Annotated in this window: 15 protein-coding genes; 14 read left to right on the forward strand and 1 reads right to left on the reverse strand. The window is 33.4% G+C overall.

Annotated features, from left to right (window positions below; translation table 11 throughout):
• Nucleotides 1–10 precede the first annotated feature (10 nt).
• The 14 genes from Q0039_RS08995 to Q0039_RS09060 all read left to right on the forward strand — a co-directional run bounded on the left by Q0039_RS08995 (nucleotide 11) and on the right by Q0039_RS09060 (nucleotide 16,585).
• Nucleotides 11–565: an acyltransferase gene (locus Q0039_RS08995; RefSeq protein ID WP_297511844.1), complete on the forward strand. Its 555-nt coding sequence runs from the start codon at nucleotides 11–13 to the stop codon at nucleotides 563–565.
• A 10-nt stretch (nucleotides 566–575) separates the two neighbouring features.
• Nucleotides 576–1,760: a glycoside hydrolase family 88 protein gene (locus Q0039_RS09000; RefSeq protein WP_297511847.1), complete on the forward strand. Its 1,185-nt coding sequence runs from the start codon at nucleotides 576–578 to the stop codon at nucleotides 1,758–1,760.
• On the forward strand, nucleotides 1,760–3,310 hold the full coding sequence (locus Q0039_RS09005) for an oligosaccharide flippase family protein (protein ID WP_297511849.1): 1,551 nt from the start codon (nucleotides 1,760–1,762) through the stop codon (nucleotides 3,308–3,310). Before Q0039_RS09000 ends, Q0039_RS09005 begins: the two co-directional genes overlap by 1 nt.
• Nucleotides 3,311–3,314: 4 nt before the next feature.
• A complete protein-coding gene (locus tag Q0039_RS09010) occupies nucleotides 3,315–4,409 on the forward strand; it encodes a glycosyltransferase family 4 protein (RefSeq protein WP_297511851.1) in 1,095 nt (364 codons plus the stop codon).
• Nucleotides 4,409–5,614, forward strand: a complete 1,206-nt coding sequence (locus tag Q0039_RS09015) for a glycosyltransferase (protein WP_297511853.1) — start codon at nucleotides 4,409–4,411, stop codon at nucleotides 5,612–5,614. The genes Q0039_RS09010 and Q0039_RS09015 overlap by 1 nt, the downstream gene beginning before the upstream one ends.
• Nucleotides 5,615–5,735: 121 nt before the next feature.
• The gene (locus tag Q0039_RS09020) at nucleotides 5,736–6,827 is read left to right on the forward strand and encodes an EpsG family protein (protein WP_297511854.1); all 1,092 of its coding nucleotides are present in this window, start codon (nucleotides 5,736–5,738) and stop codon (nucleotides 6,825–6,827) included.
• Between the two features lie 4 nt (nucleotides 6,828–6,831).
• Nucleotides 6,832–7,833 carry a glycosyltransferase gene (locus Q0039_RS09025; RefSeq protein WP_297511855.1) on the forward strand — a complete coding sequence of 334 codons (1,002 nt, stop codon included), beginning with the start codon at nucleotides 6,832–6,834 and terminating at the stop codon, nucleotides 7,831–7,833.
• Nucleotides 7,834–8,988, forward strand: a complete 1,155-nt coding sequence (locus Q0039_RS09030) for a glycosyltransferase family 4 protein (RefSeq protein WP_297511857.1) — start codon at nucleotides 7,834–7,836, stop codon at nucleotides 8,986–8,988. It abuts the gene before it with no gap.
• Nucleotides 8,972–9,583 carry a sugar transferase gene (locus Q0039_RS09035; RefSeq protein ID WP_297511859.1) on the forward strand — a complete coding sequence of 204 codons (612 nt, stop codon included), beginning with the start codon at nucleotides 8,972–8,974 and terminating at the stop codon, nucleotides 9,581–9,583. The genes Q0039_RS09030 and Q0039_RS09035 overlap by 17 nt, the downstream gene beginning before the upstream one ends.
• A complete protein-coding gene (locus tag Q0039_RS09040) occupies nucleotides 9,573–10,193 on the forward strand; it encodes an acetyltransferase (protein WP_297511861.1) in 621 nt (206 codons plus the stop codon). The genes Q0039_RS09035 and Q0039_RS09040 overlap by 11 nt, the downstream gene beginning before the upstream one ends.
• Nucleotides 10,186–11,319, forward strand: a complete 1,134-nt coding sequence (locus Q0039_RS09045) for an aminotransferase class I/II-fold pyridoxal phosphate-dependent enzyme (protein ID WP_297511863.1) — start codon at nucleotides 10,186–10,188, stop codon at nucleotides 11,317–11,319. Before Q0039_RS09040 ends, Q0039_RS09045 begins: the two co-directional genes overlap by 8 nt.
• A 52-nt stretch (nucleotides 11,320–11,371) precedes the next feature.
• Nucleotides 11,372–13,339, forward strand: coding sequence for a nucleoside-diphosphate sugar epimerase/dehydratase (locus Q0039_RS09050; RefSeq protein ID WP_297511865.1), 1,968 nt, complete (start codon nucleotides 11,372–11,374; stop codon nucleotides 13,337–13,339).
• A gap of 63 nt (nucleotides 13,340–13,402) precedes the next feature.
• Nucleotides 13,403–14,158 carry a polysaccharide biosynthesis/export family protein gene (locus Q0039_RS09055; RefSeq protein WP_297511867.1) on the forward strand — a complete coding sequence of 252 codons (756 nt, stop codon included), beginning with the start codon at nucleotides 13,403–13,405 and terminating at the stop codon, nucleotides 14,156–14,158.
• Between the two features lie 3 nt (nucleotides 14,159–14,161).
• Complete coding sequence (locus Q0039_RS09060; protein ID WP_297511869.1) at nucleotides 14,162–16,585, forward strand: polysaccharide biosynthesis tyrosine autokinase; 2,424 nt, start codon at nucleotides 14,162–14,164, stop codon at nucleotides 16,583–16,585.
• A gap of 10 nt (nucleotides 16,586–16,595) precedes the next feature.
• Here Q0039_RS09060 and Q0039_RS09065 read toward each other — a convergent pair whose 3' ends face one another.
• Nucleotides 16,596–17,324, reverse strand: coding sequence for a CpsB/CapC family capsule biosynthesis tyrosine phosphatase (locus Q0039_RS09065; RefSeq protein WP_297511871.1), 729 nt, complete (start codon nucleotides 17,322–17,324; stop codon nucleotides 16,596–16,598).
• Nucleotides 17,325–17,353: the final 29 nt, after the last annotated feature.

Raw genomic sequence — 17,353 nt, forward strand, 5'->3', positions numbered from 1 at the left:
AAAAGTATTTATGCGATTATTTAATTTTCTTAGGGCGCGATTTAGAAAGTTTTTAAACGAAGAATACTGGTTGGAGGATTACCTTAAAGCGGGTATGAAAATTGGAAAAAATTGTGATATCAATCCAGGTTTATTAATTGACCACTCACATTGTTGGCTTATAGAAATTGGAAATAATGTCACTTTGGCTCCTGAAGTATATTTGTTAGCACATGATGCAAGTATGAAAAGAACGCTTGGAAAGACAAAAATTGGTAAAGTTGTTCTTGAAGATAATACTTTTATAGGAGCAAGAGCTATCATAATGCCTGGAGTTACAATTGGTCAAAATTCAATCGTTGCTGCTGGTAGTGTAGTAGTTAAGTCGGTACCTCCAAATTCAGTGGTTGGAGGTAATCCTGCGCGGCATCTGATGACAGTTCAAGAATTTATGTGTAAACATGAACAAATGATAAGTCAATCAATTTGCTATGATAGTTCATGGTTAATCCAAAATGGAATCACTCCAGAAATGAAAGAGCAAATGGCACAAACCCTTCATCAAAAACAGGGTTATATAGTTTAATATTTTTTGTATGGATTTTAATATGGCTTATGGATTTTGCGTTTTGATTGTTGTGCTTTTCCTTTTATTGCCTGATGGAATTATGCATTTCAATACTTGGCAAGCTCGCATAAAGATTGGACGGTATTCAACTGTAGATTCATGGGAGAATAAAGTTTTGAAGCGCACACTTAAATGGCTAAAACATACCCCAACAATTAAATTGACCGATAATTCTCGACTAATTATAATTGATATCATTAAAGGAAATTACAAACGTGACGCTATTCAATATTGGCAAGAAGCGGCATTAGTATTAGGTCTTTTACCTTATGCTAAACATAAATCTGAATGCAACACAAAATCAAGTATTACTGCTTTTTTTGATTCTAAAATTGATGCGTCAGGTAATTGGAAATCAGCTCCAAAAGAAATAGATGCAGCTATTTTGGCGTATGCTTTTTTAAGTATTGAATGGATTGATCCAAACAAGAACAAACCTGCATACGACACTATTTGGGTACTTATCCAAGATTTATTAGGTGAAGACGGTACAGTAAAATATCGAAAATCAATGCCCGATTATCGCTATGTTGATACTATTGGATTTATATGTCCTTTTTTAGTAAAATATGGTCTACAATTTAATAATGAAAATGCAATTGATTTAGCAATTAATCAAATTACTGCCTTTAATCAATATGGTATGTATCCTGATAAATTTATACCCTGCCATACGTATCATTTAAAATCAAAACATGCGGTAGGATTATTTGGTTGGGGGAGAGGGCTCGGATGGTACGCAATTGGTCTCATTGATGCATGGTTGGCATTACCTAATAATCATAGTCAAAAAAAGATATTGACTAAATGTGTAGTTGATTTTTCTCAGATGGCAGCACAATTTCAAAATCCTGATGGTAGTTGGAATTGGATTGTGAGCAGTAAAGAAGCGCGCCCCGACTCTTCAACTACAGCTACTCTTTTATGGTTTTTTACCAATGCAGCAAGTATTGAATCAATTTCAGAAAATAGTAAAAGTGTTTGCAATAAGGCGATTCATTATTTAATGAAAGTAACCCGTCGCAATGGATCTATTGATTTTTCTCAAGGAGACACAAAAGGAATTGGAGTACATTCACAAGAATTTGATATTTTACCCTTCACACAAGGATTTGCATTACGTAGTGTTTTTAGATTAACAAAAGGACTATAATGTTAGAATCTCGGGTACATAAATCGATTAAAAATGTTTCATTTGGACTTTTGACTCAAGTTGTCCAAATGTTGTTAGGCTTTGTCAGTCGTACGGTTTTTATTCGCTATTTAGCCGTTGAATATTTAGGGGTAAATGCTCTGTTTTCCAGTATTTTAACATTGTTGTCATTGGCTGAATTGGGAATTACGAGTGCCATTTTATATGCGCTTTATAAGCCATTAGCCGAAAATAATGAAGAGCAAATAGCGGTATTAATGAATTTTTTTAGAAAAGTTTATTTAAAAATAGCGTTAGCAGTTGCAATATTGGGCTTACTAATTTTTCCTTTTTTACAGAGTATTGTTAAAAATCCACCTAAAGCATTAGCCGATGATTTAACGTTAATTTATTTTTTATTCCTTTTCAATACAGTAGCTTCTTATTTTTTCTATTATAAATTAAGTTTGTTTCATGCCGATCAAAAAAGTTATCTTATTTCCGGGCGGAATATTATAATCTCAATCATTCAAACTGCACTACAAATTATTTCGTTGCTTTTTTTTCAAAATTTTATTGCTTATTTAATTATCCAAATACTTTGCCAACTTTTGGGTAATATTTATTTATCCCAATTAGTAAACAAACATTATCCATTTTTAAATCATTTTCCAAATTCAGAATTAAATCCAACAATAAAAAGTGAAATTTATTCCAATTTAAAGTCAACTGCCATTACGAAAGTAGGTGGACTTTTAGTCAATAATTCTACCAATTTAGTGCTAAATTATTTTTCGGGTTTAATCGCAATCGGTTTATTATCTAATTATGTGTTGTTAATCGGGTTAATAACAGGAATAATTGCGCAAATTTTTTCAAGTTTAACCAGTAGTATAGCGCATGTTAATGTAAAAGAATCGATTGAAAAAAAGCGACAAATATTTTTTATTATCAATTTTACCAATTTTTGGATTTATGGAATCGCAGCGGTTGGAGTACTACTTTTTATCAATGATTTCATCACACTTTGGGTAGGGCAAAAATTTGTATTGCCCTTTTCAACTGTTATTGTTATTGCCTTAAATTTTTATATGGTTGGTATGCAAAATGCCGTTTGGACTTATAAATCAACCTTAGGGCTTTTTAAATATGGTCGTTGGTTGATTTTGCTTACTGCATTTTTAAATATTGTATTTTCATTTGTTTTGGGTTATTGGTTTGGTCTAACAGGTATATTGTTGTCGCTTGCTTTGGCAAGATTACTTACCAATAGTTGGTATGATCCATATATTGTATTCAAGAAAGCATTGCAATTATCTGCTGCTAGGTATTTTTCTAGATACCTCGGGTATTTACTTTTTTTATGTTTATTATCGCTTGTAATGTTTTATGCTAATGCATCAATTATAGAAATCAATAGTGGGGTTTTACTTTTAAAAGTAATTGTGTATTTAGTGGTATCCAATATCTTATTGTATCTAGTCTTTCGTAAGTCAGATGAAATACAATTTATTGTACATGTTATTACACATTTTTATGATGTAATTCGTTCAAAAATTAATCGCAATTAGCCCAATGAAAAGACTTCTCTACATCACCAACGGAATAAAAGATCCCGCAGGACTAGAGCGCGTATTGTCAATTAAAGCGTCTGCATTTGCCGATTCGAAACGCTATGAAGTACATATTGTGGTGTTAAATCATAATGGAGCTGTCCCTTTTTATACATTTAGTCCGTTAATTCATTTGCATGATGTTGTTGTGAAAGGCAATGCGATAAAATATTTTTGGAGTTATGCTATGGGACTGCGAAAATTAGTAAATCGAATTCAACCCGATTTGATTTTGGTTTGTGATGATGGATTAAAAGGCTTTTTTTTACCGCTATTACTTCCCAAAAAGGTGCCTATGGTTTATGAACGGCATGTTTCTAAAGTAATTGAATTGGGATTAAATCCTTCATTACTTAAACGTATTAGGGTTCGATTTAAATTCTTTATTATGGAACAGTTAGGAAAACGTTTTGATCGTTTTGTTGTACTTACAGCTTCCAATTGTGAAGAATGGAAAATGAAAAATGTGCGAGTTATTGCTAATCCCCTTTCCTTTTATCCAGAAAAAAGCGCTCAATTAATTGAAAAAAAAGTAATTGCTGTTGGGAAACAAAGTTTTCAAAAAGGGTATGATCGTTTATTAGATGCTTGGGCCGCTGTTGTAAAAAAATATCCCGATTGGAAATTAGAGATTTATGGTAAAAAAGCACCCGAGGAAAATTTAGAATCCTTAGCTTGTACTTTGAAAATTGAAACAACAGTTGCTTTTTATGATCCTACTTCGTCTATTCAAGAAAAGTATCTTAACGCTTCGCTTTTTGTTTTGTCTTCACGGTTTGAAGGATTCGGCATGGTGTTAATTGAGGCTATGGCATGCGGTTTACCTTGTGTTTCATTTGATTGTCCGCACGGACCAAAGGATATCATTAGGCATGATGAGGATGGTTTTTTGGTTGAAAATGACAATAATTTAGAATTGTCTGCCGCAATACAAAAATTAATCGCTAATGAGGAATTACGAATACAAATGGGACAAAACGCAAGAAATAATGTTCGACGTTTTTTGCCTGAGCCAATTATTCAAGAGTGGGAAATGCTTTTTAAAGAACTTATCTGATGAAAAGAGTTGCATTAATAATGCCTTACGGAGGTGTTGGTGGAATTGAGCGATTAGTTGCTTATTTATATTCGCATTATAAAAATTTAAATTATACCGTTAAAGTAATAAAGATCATAAAACTGGATACCGATTTAGTTCAGTTTGGAGAGGATGAATATGCTTTAAGTGAATGTGATTTTATTGAAATGTCTAAAGTAGGTCGCTTGCTTTTTTACCTTCAAGCTCCTATCCATTTAAGAAGAATTCTCAAACAAGAAGCGATTACCCATTCAATTGCTTTCGGTGATATGGCTAATTTATTTAGTTCGTTAACATTTACAAATGAATATAAGGTTGCAAGTATTCATGCACTTAAGAGTGTTGAATTTCTTAATCCTTCTTATATCAATACGGTGTATAAATTAGCTTATCGCACTTCGTATAATAAGTTTAATAAAGTGGTTTGTATTAGTAAATCGATACGGTACGATTTAATCGATAAATGCAATTTTAAATTTCATGATAAACTTAAAGTAATTTATAACCCTCACGATATTGAATTAATTCGTCAAAAAGCAATTCAACCTTTAGAGTCGTTTGAGGAGATGTATTTTGAAGGCAAAACAATTTTATTTTTGGGTAGAATTTCCCTTCAGAAAGCACCATGGCACTTGATTAAATCGTTTTCAATTTTATCTAAACATTTAGAAAAGGTTACTTTAGTTTTTGTTGGAGATGGAGATCCATCGGTTCAGGCCTATTGTAATCATTTGGTCAATCATTTTCAACTCGAAAACAAAGTATTATTTTTAGGGAGACGCGATAATCCTTACAAGTATCTTAAACGCTCCGATGTTGTTGCTTTAACTTCTTATTATGAAGGAACTCCAAATGTAATTGTAGAGGCAATTGCTTTGGGAATCCCAGTAGTAACCTCAAATTGTACCGATGGAATTATTGAATTAATGACTTCATCATCTCCTTTGATTACTGAGGAGGGCTTTTTTGAAACAGAAACAGGTATTATTACGCCTTCTTTTTTTAAAGGTCAATTTAACATACCCAATTCCGATGACTACATTCAAGAGGAGTATACATTCTCTAATGCCTTATTGCGGGTTATTGAAGGATATAAAACCAATGATGATTTTCAACATGTGCAAAAAGATTTATTAAAAAAATTTGATTTGAATCAAGTTGCAGCGAATTATTTTAAAGACTAATAACGGTATTAAGTTATAAGAACTTAACTAATTGTTGTACTTTTGGAGTGGTAAAAGATATGTCAATCAACTGCTTTGGTTGTCCTTTTTGGTTTAACTTATAACAAGAAAATGTAGCAAATTGAAAAGTATTATCCCTATTGAATATTATTCGCTCGTTTTTTTTATAACCCTTTTATTTATAGGTTTAACGCCATCTTTTTTAACAAGTAATTCGAATGAAAAAGTCAAAGGAATTTCTTTTTGGGGATTCTTTCTGTTGTTTTTTACGGTATTGTATATTGGATTACGTCCCTTAAGTTATCTTTTTGGAGATATGGTAATGTACAATATTCACTTAAAAGAATTATTTTATTCAAATAAATTATCCCGTTCGTTTGAGTTTGGATTTGAAGCCTTGTTACGGTTTTTTAGTACATTTAAAAATGCTACTTTTTTCTTTTTTGGATGCACGATTATTTATACTTTACCACTTTATTTTGCGTCAAAAAAATTATTTGGAAATCTCTGGTTTTACTTTTTTTTAGCCTTAGTAGCTTCTTTTTCTTTTTGGGCGTATGGTGTAAACGGAATTCGAAATGGAATTTCAACTTCTCTTTTTATTTATGCACTTTCGTTAAAAAAAGAATATTGGAAAATTATTTTTTTTCTATTGGCTTATTCAATGCACAGTTCAATATTACTGGTAATTGTTGTTTATTATTTGGTAAAATTCATTAAAAACACGCTTTACTTTTTCTTTTTTTGGTTAATTTCAATTCCGATTTCTTTCGTGAGTGGTGACTTTTTTAAAAATTTATTTTTGGGATTTAATTTATTTGAAGATAATCGCGTTGAAATTTATTTTGATGATTTTGAGAAATTAAATGAGTTAACCAAATTAGATACAAGTTTTCGTTTGGATTTTATTATTTACAGTGCAATTCCTATTTTGGTTGCCTATTATTTTATCTACATAAAAAAATTAAACGATACTTATTATTCATCAATAGTGCGGATGTATTTAATGTTGAATGCTTTTTGGATTTTAATTATTAAAGTGAATTTTTCAAATCGATTTGCCTATCTTTCCTGGTTTATGATGGGGTTGGTTATTTTTTACCCCTTTTTGAAGTACAGTGTCTTTAAACGGCAACAAGTTGTATTAAATGTTTTTACATTTCTTTATGTTGTAATTGGATTTGTGTTGAATGTTTTTGTAGCAAATAAATAACCCTATGAAATTAAGTATTATAGTTCCCGCTTTTAATGCAGTTAAAATACTTGAAAATACAATTTCAACCGCTTACGCACAAAAATTAGAAGAACACCAATTTGAAGTAATAATTATTGATGATGGATCCAATGATTCTACGTATGATTTGGCGTTATCATTGGCTTCAAAAAGAACCAATTGTATTGTAATTCATCAAGAGAATAAAGGATTAGGTGGTGCAAGAAATACCGGTATTAAAGTAGCTAGAGGTACATATATTTGTTTTTTGGACGCCGATGATTTTTTAATTGAAAATTCCCTGAATACCCTATTCGATTTGGCTTCACAATTTAATCTGGATGTTTTAGAATTTGGTGCACGAGGAGTTTCAATAGCGGGTCACGTTATTTATGAATACAAAAACCATTCCTCTCAGGTGCTGGATGGTTTAAGCTATTATAAATCCATTCGATATATGAATTCTGCTTGTAATAAATTGTACAAGAGATCTTTTTTACTCGAAAATCAATTGTTTTTTTTAGAAAGAATTTTTATCGAAGATTATGAGTTTAATACGCGTATATTTATCAAAGCAGAAAAGGTTTATGCTACTTCATTAATAGGTGCAGAATTTGTTCAATCGGCTAATTCAATTACGCGAAATAAAGAGGTGTCCAAAAAGCAAAAAATGCTTCATGATATTTTTGAAGTGATAAGTATTATAAATTCTGATTTTAAAGTAGTTGAACAAACGCAGAATGAAAGTCAAAAAGCGTTTTATTTAGAGCGGTTAAATTTTTTAGTTGTGACTTTATTTTTTCAATTGTTTAAAATGAATAGTCCAATAGCGGACTGTGTTTTTTGGAAAAATAAATTGAAAATTCAAGGAATGTGGTATGTATATAATTCCATTTATGATCGTAAAAAATTTGTGTTTAAGTTATTGTTGATTTTCTTTCCTTTATTTTTACTCCTTGTGTTTGTAAAAGGAAATATTTCAAGATTATTTTCAATTGAGAATTAGATGTTAAAAATCATCCGAACCGCAACAGTACCGCTCTCGCTTGACCTACTTTTGGAAGGACAATTGAAGTATTTATCACAATTTCACGAAGTAGTTGCTGTTTCTGGAAGCGATCATCATTTAGAAAAAGTTGCCCAGCGCGAAGGAGTACGCACAGTGCCTCTTGCAATGGAGCGGGCTATCAATCTAAAAAAAGATGTCATTGCCCTTATTCGGTTATATTTTTTATTTAAAAAAGAAAAGCCACAAATAGTACATTCTATAACACCCAAGGCTGGCTTATTGTCAATGATTGCCGCGCGATTAGCAGGAGTCCCTATTCGTATACATACCTTTACGGGATTAATTTTTCCGTATCGTACAGGAATGTTACATTTTATTTTAAAACAAATGGATCGGATAACTTGTGCTATGGCAACACATATCATTCCTGAAGGTGAAGGAGTTAAAGCACAATTACAAATAAATAAAATTACCTATAAGACGCTACAGGTTTTAGCCAATGGAAATGTAAATGGTGTAAATACAGCTTTTTTTTCGCCCGATGCAGTGCTTTCTTCTCGTAAAGAGTTACGTGAATTGTATTCATATAATAATACAGATTTTGTTTTTGTTTTTGTTGGCCGATTAGTTGTAGATAAAGGAATAGTAGAGTTAATTGACGCTTTTTTAAATGTATCAAAGCTGCATTCCAAGGTGCATTTGCTTCTTGTAGGCCCATTTGAACCCAATCTAGATCCGCTACCTGAGTCAACAATTCATGCAATTGAAAACGATTCGAGAATTATCCATGTAGGTTTTAAAGAAGATATTCGTCCTTTTTTAAAAATGAGCGATGCATTAATTTTGCCAAGTTATAGAGAAGGTTTTCCTAATGTAGTACTTCAAGCAGGTGCTATGGAACTCCCATGTGTTGTTACCGATATTCCTGGTTGCAATGAGGTAATAGAAACCAATATCAACGGACTAGTGGTTCAATTAAAAGATAAAAAAGGGTTGCAATTGGCTATGGAGAATTTGATTAAAGATCCCGTATTTTTATATCAATTAGGACAACAAGCCAGGGTGAAAATTTGTGCCAAATACACCAATGCGATAGTCTGGAATGCTCTTTTGGAATTTTACAAAAAATGTATTGATGAAAAACGTATATAAACTACAAATTAAGCCCTTTTTTGATGTTCTCTTTGCTTTCTTGGGTTTGCTATTGCCACTTCCGGTTTTCCTTTTGGTTATGCTGTTATTGACCTATGCTAATCAAGGAAATCCATTTTTTATTCAAAAACGTCCGGGGCGAAAGGGTAAAATATTTAGTATAATCAAGTTCAAAACCATGAACGACCGAAAAGATGCGGAAGGCAAGTTGTTGCCCGATGCCGTGCGATTAACTAAGGTTGGTTCTTTTGTGCGTAAAGCTTCGTTAGACGAAATTCCACAATTAATTAATGTACTAAAGGGTGATATGAGCTTTGTAGGTCCCCGCCCTTTATTGACGCATTATATGCATTTGTATAGTGAGTTTCAAAACCGTCGCCACGAAGTAAAACCGGGTATCACGGGTTGGGCGCAAGTCAATGGGCGAAATGCGATAGCTTGGGATAAGAAATTTGAATATGATGTTTGGTATGTTGATCATATTTCCTTTATTTTGGATTTGAAAATTCTTTTTAAAACAGTTAAAAAAGTACTCATCAGTGAAGGTATCAATGCAGCCGATTCTTCAACAATAGAACCGTTTAATGGAAACTAAAGTACTTTTATATGGGGCCAGCGGGCATGGAAAAGTGGTATTGGATATTCTCCAAGCCCAAGGGGTTTCGATAGATCGTATTTGTGACGACAATCCTAAATTCCCACATATTCATGGCATATCTGTTGTGACTACAGATACTGTTGATTGGGAAGAAAACTATGTAATGGTTTTTTCTATTGGGAATAATGCCATTAGAGCGGCTTTAGCCCAACGGTATGCAGGTCCTTTTTTAACGGCCATTCATCCTCAAGCGATTGTTTCTCCTCAGTCATTTTTAGGTGAGGGGAGTGTGGTTATGGCGGGTTCTGTTATCAATACGGATACGCGAGTAGGTGTACATAGCATTGTCAATACTGGGGCGACTTTGGATCATGATTGTGTGATTGGGGATTTTGTCCATATTTCGCCCGGGGTTTCTTTAGCGGGCAATGTTACTATTGGCACAGGGACTCATGTTGGGATAGGGGCTTGTGTTATTCAAGGTGTAACGATTGGTCAATGGTGTACCATAGGAGCAGGTGCGGTAATACTTCGCGATGTACCCGATTATGCGGTCGTAGTTGGTAATCCGGGCAAAATAATTAAATACAATGAAGCGCATGTCTAAGTCAAAAATTTGGTTGTCTTCACCCCACATGGGTGGCAACGAACAGCAGTATGTAAATGAGGCATTTGCCACCAATTGGGTTGCCCCATTGGGTCCAAATGTAACCGGATTTGAGTCGGATCTGGAACAATATTTAGGCAATACACATGCCGTTGCAGCATTGAGTTCAGGGACAGCGGCTTTACACTTAGCTTTAATTCTAGCAGGAGTAAAAGCAGGTGATGAGGTGATTTGTCAATCGATGACTTTTTCGGCATCTGCCAATCCTATTGTCTATCTTGGTGCAACGCCTATATTTGTTGATTCTGAACCTACAACCTGGAATATCTGTCCAGTAGCGTTAGAAAACGCACTTGTGGATCGTATTGCCAAAGGAAAGAAGCCGAAAGCCATTATTGCGGTCCATTTGTATGGAATGCCATTTCAAGTGGATGCAATAGTCGCATTGGCAAAAAAATATGAGGTACCTCTAATCGAAGATAGCGCGGAGGCTTTAGGAAGTCATTATAACGGTAAATTTTGTGGTACTTTTGGAGATTTTGGTGTATTATCGTTTAATGGAAATAAAATTATTACCACTTCTGGGGGTGGAGCTTTGGTATGTTCGAGCCAAACGGTTAAAGAAAAAACGGTTTTTTTAGCAACCCAAGCACGCGATCAAGCGCCACATTATGAACACAGTCATATAGGGTATAACTACCGATTGAGTAACATCTGTGCGGGTATCGGTCGCGGGCAAATGGAAGTTTTGAATGCACATATTCAAAAACGAAGGGAAATGCATGAATTTTATGTCAATTTATTTGCCGATAAAAAAGGGATAAGTGTATTATGTGAACCTAGTGCTTCCTATTTTTCAAACCATTGGTTGTCGGCAATTATAGTAAATCCTGAATTCAACAATGGTAAATCAAGAGAAGATTTACGATTAGCTTTGGAAAAAGAAAATATTGAATCCCGACCTTTGTGGAAACCGATGCATTTACAACCGGTGTTTCAAGAAGCTCCCTATTATGGGAATACAGTAGCCGAAGATTTATTTGTCAAAGGTTTGTGTTTGCCGTCAGGTTCGAATTTAACCGATGAAGACCGTGAGCGTATTGCAGCTGTAATTAATACCTTTTAAGTTTTTTTAAGAAATAAAAATTACTAAATTTACCCTTGTTAATTTTTAAGGATTGAAAGACCAGGATAAACATAACTACATTGCTTTATTTTTTAAAGCGTTCAGTGATATCAATACCGGTTTTAATTTCAAAAGCTTAGGTTATCTCCCGCGTTGGCTCATCTTACTTTTAGATGTAAGTATTGTAGTTGCCTCAGGAATACTCACGTATTTTTTATTTAAGGGGCTGCGATTATCGTATGTGCCCGATCAACATTTTACTTTCGCAATTGTTTTTTATGTAATTATTAATGTATTTTTCTTTTGGTTATACCGAACCTATTCAGGTATTATTCGGCATTCTTCGTTGATAGATGCATTAAAATTGTTTTTTGCACAATTTTCAACGTTTATTGCCATTTTAGTATTCAATTTTATCGTTGTTATTTTTACTAAAAATAAAGTATATTTAACTACTGGTGCGTTTATTAATGCCGTTTTATCGTTTAGTTTTTTGTTTTTTTTTCGATTAGTTGTCAAGCAAGTTTTTGATAGAATTTTTACTTCTAATTCAACCGATGCCAAAACAAAAGCAATTATTTTTGGAACTGATGCCAATGCTACTGCTTTGGCAAATGCTTTGTTATCAGAGCGGCCTGGGCGATTTGCAATTGTTGGTTTTATCGATAAGGAAAATCAAAATTTTACCAAGCGCATACTAAACCTTCCGATATTTCAAATTAAAAAAAGTATTCCTGTTTTGTTGCGTTCAAAAGGAGCCGAAGCGATGATTGTTGCCGACCGATCTTTAACAAAAGATGAACAGTTTAATTTGGTAGATGAATGTATTGAGTATGGTTTTAAGGTGTATACACTACCGGTGGTTTCCGATTGGGATGATACGCGTGAGATTTCTAAAAAAATTAAAAATTTTGAAATTCATGATTTATTGGAGCGTGCACCAATTACCCTTGACAATCATTTGATATCCAGTAATTTAAATAATAAAACAATATTAGTTACCGGTGCAGCAGGTTCAATCGGAAGTGAAATCGTTCGGCAAGTTTTGAATTTCCAACCCAAGCGAATTATTGTATTGGATCAAGCGGAGACGCCATTACATAATTTATCGTTAGCGATAGCCAATACAAATGCCGATGTTGAGATGGTAGATATTGTTGGCGATGTTCGGGATTATCAATTTATGGAATTGGTTTTTAAAACGTATGTGCCCGAAGTTGTTTATCATGCAGCAGCCTACAAGCATGTGCCACTTATGGAAATCAATCCGGCGCAAGCCGTATTTACCAATGTTTTAGGGACAAAAAACGTAGCCGATTTATCCAATAAATACCATGTCGATCGGTTTGTGATGATATCAACCGACAAAGCTGTCAACCCGAGTAATGTAATGGGTGCTAGTAAACGTATTGCCGAAATGTATGTACAGTCAAAGCATTTTAAACATAAAGTATTACAATCGGAACAATTTACGCATTTTATTACGACTCGATTTGGTAACGTTTTGGGATCCAACGGTTCGGTAGTTCCCTTGTTTACGCGCCAAATTCAAGAAGGAGGTCCAATTACGATTACGCATCCCGAAATTATTCGCTATTTTATGACCATTCCCGAAGCTTGTCAATTAGTTCTAGAAGCAGGTTCAATGGGAAGTGGTGGTGAAATTTTTATTTTTGATATGGGTAAACCAGTCAAAATTATTGATTTGGCAAGAAAGATGATTCGTTTGGCAGGATTTGTTCCTGATAAAGATATTTCGATTAAAATTGTAGGATTGCGCCCTGGAGAAAAATTATATGAAGAACTATTGAATGATTCGGCAAAAAATTTACCAACTCATCATGAGAAAATTATGATAGCTAGGGAAACTTATGCCGATTTTGAAGAAATCAATCAACAAATAGCAACCTTAATTGCAGCAGCTCGAAATGGAGATGCCAATGAAACAGTCGTCATTATGAAAAAGTTGGTTCCAGACTTTAAAAGTAAAAACTCGATTTATGAAGAACTCGATAGTTAAGAACTTGGAAAATAAAATAACTCCACTACAAATGCTATCTTTGCATTTCTTAATTGTATTTAAATGAGAACTAAAATCAAGCTTATTCTTCTGATTTGTATTGCTTTAACACAATTTTCATGTGTTTCAAAAAAGAAGTATTATTTACTTCAAGGAACGTATGATATGAAAAATGCATCTTCAAACTATGAACCTATTATCCAAAAAGACGATCGGATTTCGATTTTAGTATCAACCTTTCAAAAGGAATTAGCAGAACCCTTTAATTTAAATCCAAATACAAATAACAATACGGCAAATACTAATAATATAAATAACGGATATTTGGTTGATAGTGAAGGAAATATTGATTTTCCAGTATTAGGAAAACTATCGGTAGCGGGCTATACAGTTGATCAATTGAAGTTAATGTTAAATGATAAATTAAAGTCTTATCTAGTTGATCCAGTAATAAATATTAGAATTTTAAATTTTAAAGTTTCCGTTTTAGGAGCGGTCCAAAGTCCTGGGATTAAAGATTTTCAAACCAATCGCGTTACTTTATTGGATGCTCTTGCAGCTTCAGGTGATATCACACCTTATGGGCGCAGGGATAATATTTTAATCATTCGAGATTATCAAGGGGTAAAAACCTTTAACAATGTTGATATAACCAATGCAAATGTTGTAAATTCCCCGTATTTCTATTTGGATCAAAACGACGTGATTTATATTCAAGAACGCAAAGCAAAAGTTGATGCAAGTGCATTACCTAATTTACCTTTAATTGTATCAGTAGCCAGCTTTTTAACCACGGTACTTATTCTTCTTAATCGTTAACCAATGATGCAAAATCCCTTACCTTTAAATACTGAAAAAACAACATCCGATAGTGGAAACATTAAGGATGAAGTTTTTAAATATTTATTTCATTGGAAATGGTTTGTAATTTCCGTTATTATTTGCATTGCTATTGCCATGATTTTTTTACGGTATAAAGTAATCAATTACGGGGTTAATGCTACAATATTGATTAAAGATGAAAAGAAAGGAGGCGCAAGTGAATTTTCAGCATTTAGTGATCTTAGTATTTTTTCGTCAAAAAACAATACTGAAAATGAGATAATTATACTCAAGTCGCGTGCAATAACGCAAGACGTCGTTAAAAAACTAGATTTAGATATCAGTTATTTTGGTGAAGGCAGAGTGGTGACAAAAGAGTTGTATCATGAATCTCCTATAAAAATTGTATTTACAGATAAGAAGGCAAATTATTACAAAACACAACTGAATCTTCATGTGCGTCTCCAAAATAATAACGAATTTGAAATTAGTTTTCAAGATATAAATAATCCAAAAAAATACAGGTTTGGTCAAGTGATTAACTCACCTGTAGGTTCGTTTTTACTTCAATTAAAATATCCTTTACCAAAAAATACGACTGCGAATTTTTTAATCGTAAAAGGGACCTTAGAAAATGTTTCCAATGCTCTACGCTCTAAATTGGTAGTTTTATCGCAAGATAAGACCAACGTAATTGATTTAAGTGTAAATGATTTAGTTCAAGATAGAGGTATTGATTACTTAAACACCTTAATTGATCAATACAATGAAGATGCCATTAGAGATCGGAATCAAGTTGCTGAGTTTACTAAGAATTTTATTAATAAAAGACTTGAAATTATTACTGAAGAGTTAGGAGGTGTTGAAGGTACCGCTGAACAATTCAAAAAACAACGTGGACTTACCTATTTAGAATCCGATTCAGAAATAAATCTAAATTCTAAGTCAGAATACAATAGACTTTTGGTCCAAATTGAAACCGAATTAAAAGTAAGTGATTATTTGCTCAATGAGGTTCGAAAAATGAAACCCGGAAGTTTAATACCCGCTAATGTGATTACTGCTTCACCAGCTATCGTTTCTAGTATTGAGAAGTATAATGAAATGGAGCTGCATAGAAAAACTTTGCTAACCTCTGCAACAGAAAATAATCCCCAAATACGTGTTATCGATAAAGAATTGGATGAAATTAAATCCAATATTGTTGGAAGTATTCAAAGTCATCAAAGGGATTTGAAGATTAAAAAAAATGATCTTTCCGGACAAAGTAATTTCTTTCAAGGTAAGATTTATGAAGTGCCTTCCAATGATCGATTTTATAATGAAATTGCACGGCAACAGAAAATTAAAGAATCATTATATCTTTACCTTCTTCAAAAACGTGAAGAAACTGAAATTTCGTTAGCGGTTACTTCTCCTAAAGCAAAAATTATTGACCGTGCATTTTCTACGGGACCCATTACCATTAATTCGCTTTTAGTTTATATAATAGCTTTTTTGATCGGCTTGATTCTTCCTTTTACTATCTTGTTTATTCGGTTTTTCTTGGATACAAAGATTAAAACAAGAATGGATGTCGAAAACAATGTTTCCATACCCTTTTTGGGTGATTTGCCCCGTTCGGAAAATAACGAAGAAATTATAAATTCAAAAAGCCGTTCCAGTTCTGCGGAAGCTATTCGGATTATTCGAACCAATCTTGAGTTTTTATTAGCACATGTGCCTGAGGATAAATGTAAAACGATTTTTGTTACATCTTCAATTCCAAAGGAAGGTAAAACTTTTATGGCAATTAATTTAGCAACGACTATTGCATTATCAGGTAAGAAGGTATTAGTCATCGGTTTGGATATTCGTAATCCAAAGTTGGATCAATACGTAAAATTGCCAAGTAAAGGGTTAACCAATTATTTGTCAAAAACCGGCGAAAATATTAACGATTATATAGTCAGAATTGAAGGGCACGATCATTTTTATGCGCTACCATCTGGGGTAATTCCGCCCAATCCGGTTGAATTATTAATGACGCAAAAGATAACCGATCTATTTACGGAATTAAAAACACAATTCGATTACATTGTGGTTGATACAGCACCGGTTAGTTTAGTTACCGATACTTTTTTAATTGCTAAAAATGCAGATGCATTTATCTATGTAATGCGTGCCAATTATTTGGATAAACGAATGTTGCGTTACGCGGAGTCGATTTATAAAGATGGTAAATTGCCCAACATGGCTATCGTTTTAAATGATACAGAACTTAAACGAACCTATGGTTATGGTTATGGTTATGGTTATGGTTATGGTTATGGTTATGGTTATGGTTATGGTTATGGTTATGGTTATGGTTACGGAGTTGAAGAGAAGAAACTAACATTTACAGATAAAGTACTCGCGTTTTTTAAACCTAAGGACAAAAAATAACCGTTGGGATTTAGCGGAAAAACTCATTTTTTTCCAGCAATCCGTTTAAATGGGCTCTATTTTTAATTATGACTGGATTTTTGAAAGCATCTAGATGTCGTTGATGGTGAATATCGCTTCCCGTGAAATCGTAGAGGTTTTCTTTTAATAACAAATCGGCAGTTTTGGTCACTGCAAAACCATAATATCCGGTAACGGCTGCTAAATTTAATTGGAACAAACAACCTACTTGTTTCAGCTTTTTATACGCTTCTCTATTTCCATGTAAAAAATTGTACCGTTCCGGATGGGCTAACACCGGCCGGTATCCTTCTACCTGCAACTCAAAAAGAATGTCATAGAGTGTGAGGGGGGCTTGTTGATACGACATTTCTACCAATACAAAATTGTCTTTTAAAGTCAATAATTGTTCTTGATACATGCGTTTATGAAATTGATCATCCATCATATATTCAGCCGCAAATCGTACCGATGCATTTTTGAAATGGGGTAACCCACTTAAATTATTAAAGCGATCACCAATAGTTTTAGGGGTATTTTCCCAAACATGACTCATAATATGGGGTGTCATAATAAGCGTTTCAAATCCCATTGCATGCATTTGGGCATGCAGCGATTCCGATTCCTCAGCATTTGCAGCACCATCATCTAATCCATACAAAACATGATTATGAATATCTATATAGCGCTCCGGTATTAAATCGGAAAGAATTGGTTTGGATTTTTTGAAAAAAAACATAAAGCGATTTTTATTGTAAATGTAATTAA

The organism is Flavobacterium sp., from assembly GCF_027484945.1.
Taxonomy (GTDB): domain Bacteria; phylum Bacteroidota; class Bacteroidia; order Flavobacteriales; family Flavobacteriaceae; genus Flavobacterium.

Bases quoted from the DNA above. Each gene is read 5' to 3' on its own strand.
- Q0039_RS08995 (WP_297511844.1), top strand. From the start codon at position 11: ATGCGATTATTTAATTTTCTTAGGGCGCGATTTAGAAAGTTTTTAAAC.
- Q0039_RS09000 (WP_297511847.1), top strand. From the start codon at position 576: ATGGATTTTAATATGGCTTATGGATTTTGCGTTTTGATTGTTGTGCTT.
- Q0039_RS09005 (WP_297511849.1), top strand. From the start codon at position 1,760: ATGTTAGAATCTCGGGTACATAAATCGATTAAAAATGTTTCATTTGGA.
- Q0039_RS09010 (WP_297511851.1), top strand. From the start codon at position 3,315: ATGAAAAGACTTCTCTACATCACCAACGGAATAAAAGATCCCGCAGGA.
- Q0039_RS09015 (WP_297511853.1), top strand. From the start codon at position 4,409: ATGAAAAGAGTTGCATTAATAATGCCTTACGGAGGTGTTGGTGGAATT.
- Q0039_RS09025 (WP_297511855.1), top strand. From the start codon at position 6,832: ATGAAATTAAGTATTATAGTTCCCGCTTTTAATGCAGTTAAAATACTT.
- Q0039_RS09030 (WP_297511857.1), top strand. From the start codon at position 7,834: ATGTTAAAAATCATCCGAACCGCAACAGTACCGCTCTCGCTTGACCTA.
- Q0039_RS09035 (WP_297511859.1), top strand. From the start codon at position 8,972: ATGAAAAACGTATATAAACTACAAATTAAGCCCTTTTTTGATGTTCTC.
- Q0039_RS09040 (WP_297511861.1), top strand. From the start codon at position 9,573: ATGGAAACTAAAGTACTTTTATATGGGGCCAGCGGGCATGGAAAAGTG.
- Q0039_RS09045 (WP_297511863.1), top strand. From the start codon at position 10,186: ATGTCTAAGTCAAAAATTTGGTTGTCTTCACCCCACATGGGTGGCAAC.
- Q0039_RS09055 (WP_297511867.1), top strand. From the start codon at position 13,403: ATGAGAACTAAAATCAAGCTTATTCTTCTGATTTGTATTGCTTTAACA.
- Q0039_RS09060 (WP_297511869.1), top strand. From the start codon at position 14,162: ATGATGCAAAATCCCTTACCTTTAAATACTGAAAAAACAACATCCGAT.
- Q0039_RS09065 (WP_297511871.1), bottom strand. From the start codon at position 17,324: ATGTTTTTTTTCAAAAAATCCAAACCAATTCTTTCCGATTTAATACCG.